This window comes from Mesorhizobium sp. M0514, from assembly GCF_040321145.1.
Lineage (GTDB): Bacteria > Pseudomonadota > Alphaproteobacteria > Rhizobiales > Rhizobiaceae > Mesorhizobium.
This window is the reverse complement of the sequence record NZ_JAMYQZ010000193.1, coordinates 1-2514: the sequence shown is the minus strand read 5'-3', so window position 1 is coordinate 2514 and position 2514 is coordinate 1. Positions and strand designations below refer to the sequence as shown.

The following is a 2514-nucleotide window of genomic DNA, read 5'->3' as shown; positions in this document are numbered from 1 at the left end:
ATCTGCAGGCGCAGGTCGGCCGGGAACTCGACAGGCTCGAACTGCTGCTCGAGCAGATCAAGGCGGTCGAGACCGAGCGCGATGCCATGCTCGCGGCCACGGAGGTTGTCTCGCCGGCACCGGCGATGCTGGTCGACCTGAAGGGCATCGGGCCGGAGTTTGCCGCTGTTGTGTGGTCGGAGGGGCTGTCGCGTGACTTCGATTGCCGGCGACAGGTCGCCGCCTATGCCGGCCTGGCGGCGACCCCCTGGCAGAGCGGCTCGGTCGATCACGACCAGGGGGTATCGAAAGCCGGCAATCCAAGGTTGCGAACGACGCTGATCCAGACGGCCTGGCTCTGGCTGCGCCATCAACCGCGATCGGCGCTCACCTTGTGCTTCCAGGACCGGGTCAAACACAACGGCGCCCGTCTCAAGAAGGCGATGACTGTGGCGCTCGCCCGCAAGCTGCTCGTCGCGCTGTGGAAATACGTCAGCGCCGGCGTCGTCATTAAGGGTGCAGTCATGAAGACCGACTGATGCGTTAGCCGAACTGAATTCTGCAAATCTTCCAGGATCCGATCAGTCCTGGCGGATCCAGGTAACCGGGAATATATGCATGGCCCTGAAATGGCTGTAAGCCAGAATGGTCTCCTCCTCCTGAGCCCTTGTCCGCCGCAAGCGGGATGTTGGTGCCGCTGTCTCGAACAGCGACGTATATAAGTTGGATCTGGCTTGGCAACGAGCCGCGTCTTGCAATCGAACTCAGACCGTGGATGCCGCAACAACCGACGGAAACCAAAAATGTCACCCTGACGACAGTTCCGCATTGACGCTCCTATTTGATCTTTTCGCCACGCACGACATCGGCTGCGAGCTGAAGGCGATGTCGCAATGGCTCGATGAGCATCGCGACCTGCTTGGCTTTGTGGCGCGTGATTTGGTGCGGGTCGACGCCAAGGCCACCGGACGGCAGGGCCTGCCTGCCGAAGCGGTTTCGTTTTGCTCTCCTCAAGCTGTACCGGCAACTGAGCTACCAGGAGCTGGCGTTCCATCTCGAGGACTCCGCCTCGTTTCGCGCCTTTGCCCGCCTACCGTGGTCATGGTGCCCGCGGAAGTCGGCGCTGCAAAAGACAATCAGCGCGATCCGGCCCGAGACCTGGGAACAGATCAATCGGGCACTGCTGGCGAGCGCCCGGCAGGCGAAGCTTGAAGACGGCACTGTCGTGCGGCTGGACAGCACCGTGACCTGGGCACTCATGCATGAGCCGAGCCACAGCAGCCTGCTGTGGAACGCGGTGCGCGTAAGGGTGCGCCTGCTGAAGCGAGCTGACGCCTTGTTTGGTGGCGCCAGCCCGGCATGGCGCGATCATTGCCGCGCGGCCAAGAAGCGCCCGCAAGATTCGATTCACACGCGGCCGACCCAAACGCGTCCAACTCTGTCGTGAACTGATCGCAATCGCCGGATCGCCGGCGCGACCCTGGCGTATCTGAAGCAGTCGACCGAGCGATTGGTTGTGGTGACCGGCGAGCCGGTGCCTGCCAGCGAGAAGCTGGTCAGCCTGTTCGAGCCCCATGCAGATATCATCGTCAAAGGCAGCCGCGACACCGAATACGGCCACAAGCCCAAACTGACCACCGGCAGGAGCGGCATGATCCTCGATCTGGTGATCGAGGCGGGCAATCCGCGCGACAGCGACCGGTTGCTGCCGATGCTGGAAGGCTACATCGCCTTCTATGGTCACGCGCCGGGCAGGTGGCCGCCGACGCCGGCTATGCCAGTCGCGACAATCTGGCTACAGCCAAGACCTTGGGCGTTCGCGACCTGGCATTCCGCAAGAAACCTGGTCTCCGAACCGAGGATCGGGTTACATCGCAAGCTGCGCAACTTCGGTGCCGGCATCGAGGCCGGCATCTCATGTCTCAAGCGCGCTTACGGGTTGGCGCGCTGCACCCGGCGCGGCCTTGATCACTTCAAGACCTACGTCTGGTCCTCAATCGTGGCTTACAACCTCGTCCTCTTTACACGCCTCAAGCCGACCTGACGCCGGTCCGCTGTTTGGAATGCATAGCACCGGCTGACGCCGGTCTCGCGGCATGCCCATCATCGCGCTCGCAATGCCATTCCGGCCAAAATCAGCGCCCCTAATCCGTCGGAGGTCTTCAACAGGACGCTCTCAACCAACGATAAGCCATTGTAAACGCCGCAACCGCGGGCACGCTGCAGCCACGCACTTGATCCGGTCGTTTTCGCCGCTTCAGGTCATTATTGGCCTGCAGGTGTGTCGCGCGGCACCGACCCAGTCGAGTCGCCGGGTATTTCCCTCACGAAACTCCGCGCCTCGAATTTTCAATGCGATTGCCGACGAAGTCGAACTGGCAGGAACAGTCCTCGTGTTGGCCCCTGCCCTGCCCGACTTCGCCGAGACCAGCTGGAGACGACCGCGGGGAAATCGCGCAAGCGGTTGTGTGCGTCAAGTTCTGCAAAATGGGCGATCATGAAACTGGTCATGCGGCTTGGCGTAGAGCGAGCTTC

1 protein-coding gene and 1 pseudogene are annotated in these 2514 nt (G+C 62.2%); both read left to right on the top strand.

Going from position 1 to position 2514, the window contains the following annotated elements; genetic code table 11:
* Positions 1-518: transposase (locus NKI61_RS32720; RefSeq protein ID WP_352842409.1), on the top strand; the 518-nt coding region annotated here is incomplete at its 5' end.
* Positions 519-807: 289 nt separating this feature from the next.
* Positions 808-2023, top strand: a pseudogene (locus NKI61_RS32715) (transposase).
* Positions 2024-2514 lie beyond the last annotated feature (491 nt).